At 43.4% G+C, this 1,394-nt stretch carries 4 protein-coding genes; 2 read left to right on the top strand and 2 right to left on the bottom strand.

Annotated elements, in window-relative coordinates; translation table 11 throughout:
• Positions 1 to 201, top strand: a 201-nt coding sequence (locus tag C200_RS15835; RefSeq protein WP_162180156.1) for a hypothetical protein, incomplete at its 5' end; no start/stop codon positions are given.
• Between the two features lie 74 nt (positions 202 to 275).
• Complete coding sequence (locus C200_RS12200; protein WP_016212323.1) at positions 276 to 548, top strand: metal/formaldehyde-sensitive transcriptional repressor; 273 nt, start codon at positions 276 to 278, stop codon at positions 546 to 548.
• A 76-nt stretch (positions 549 to 624) separates the two neighbouring features.
• On the opposite strand, the gene C200_RS12195 is transcribed toward C200_RS12200, so the two are convergent.
• The gene (locus C200_RS12195; RefSeq protein WP_016212324.1) at positions 625 to 927 is read right to left on the bottom strand and encodes a hypothetical protein; all 303 of its coding nucleotides are present in this window, start codon (positions 925 to 927) and stop codon (positions 625 to 627) included.
• Between the two features lie 92 nt (positions 928 to 1,019).
• Positions 1,020 to 1,217, bottom strand: coding sequence for a hypothetical protein (locus C200_RS12190; RefSeq protein WP_016212326.1), 198 nt, complete (start codon positions 1,215 to 1,217; stop codon positions 1,020 to 1,022).
• Between the last annotated feature and the right edge of the window lie 177 nt (positions 1,218 to 1,394).

Here is a 1,394-nt window from a genome sequence, read left to right as displayed (position 1 = left end):
TCCATGGCTCGCAGCGATCGTCCAAGTCAGGAGAACCAGCCGGACTATGAAGATGATGACTTCAAACCTTCCTATCACCAGCGGCCGTCTCGAAGAACAATCAGACCACCAGCAGAAAGGCGTTCACAGTCTGATCATGAACAACACCCATCAAGAAAAAATCGCCATCAGCACGATGATGATGACGACTATATCGAATAAGCATATTTGCGCTCATCTTGTCTAAGCAAGAGCAGTTATTATACTATACCCGAATAAGGTATAGAGAGAGCCATATGCACACACAACACCAACAGAAAAAGCTACTGAATCGAGCTAAACGTATCCGCGGTCAAGTGGATGGTATTATTCGCTTACTTGAGAATAAAGACGACTGTACAAAGATTCTTCACACGATTACTTCCTGTCGTGGCGCCATTAACAGCCTAATGGCTGAGCTTATGGAAGGGCATATTAATGAACACGTCATCAACCCCACAGAAGCGTCTACTGACCAGCAGGAAGCTGCCACCGACCTCATCTATATTATCAAAAAATATTTAACATAACCCAACTGGAGTAGCTCAGCCCAGTCGTTTGAACTTACCTCAAACGACAAAGTGCCAATGCACTTCTGCACTTGCCTTACTTTTGGCTCCTAGCAGCATCAGGCCGCTCCATTGCTTTTGCAGCTTCAGTACGCTCAGCTGATGACTGCAAAAGAAATAAAAAAGGTGACTGCCCTAAGCCAGCGGGACTACCCCTTTGATAAAGCGCATCACGCCATTCCTCATCTGTAATTGCCGCAACATTTCTTGCCGTTTCAAAGTAAATTTCCCCCGCTTTCCATGCGTTAGTTTTGGAGTGGAAAGTAAAAGAATGTCTATGTTTGGACGCAACACCCACAGCACACTTTAAAATTTCAACTGAGCTATTGCGAGAGAACACATCCAAAAGACTTTGAAAATTTTTAATTTTTTCACCATCCTGAGTGTGCTTTTGCGCCTCTATAATCCCTGCTCGGGTAAGCGCTTCTATGGCTATTTTTTTTGTTGATCATCGCCTATAGAAAGATCTATCCCTCTTAACTCCTTGAGATACGCTGCTAGCGCACTATGATCACTTATTTTCGACAGGCAAGCCACCGCATCAAGCAGCAGATTAGCTTTATCAACATTATCCAAGCTAGACTCTAGAATACTATTACTATACAGACTTACCGCTTCAAGATCCCCCACTGTTAATAGGTTTTCTAGAGCATCAGTGAGAATACCCCGCTTAATATCCTTATCAAGAGCCGATTGAAAGATAGTATTAATATATATAACAACACTCGGTTGATTTCTTTGCTTTAAAGCAAGAACCAGCGCCGAATCACCCGCTAAGTCCTTAGCAGTTATAGCGCTCGATCAACA

This window comes from Piscirickettsia salmonis LF-89 = ATCC VR-1361, assembly GCF_000297215.2.
Taxonomy (GTDB): domain Bacteria; phylum Pseudomonadota; class Gammaproteobacteria; order Piscirickettsiales; family Piscirickettsiaceae; genus Piscirickettsia; species Piscirickettsia salmonis.
Note: the sequence above shows the minus strand (reverse complement) of the source record. Positions and strands in the feature narration are given on the sequence as shown.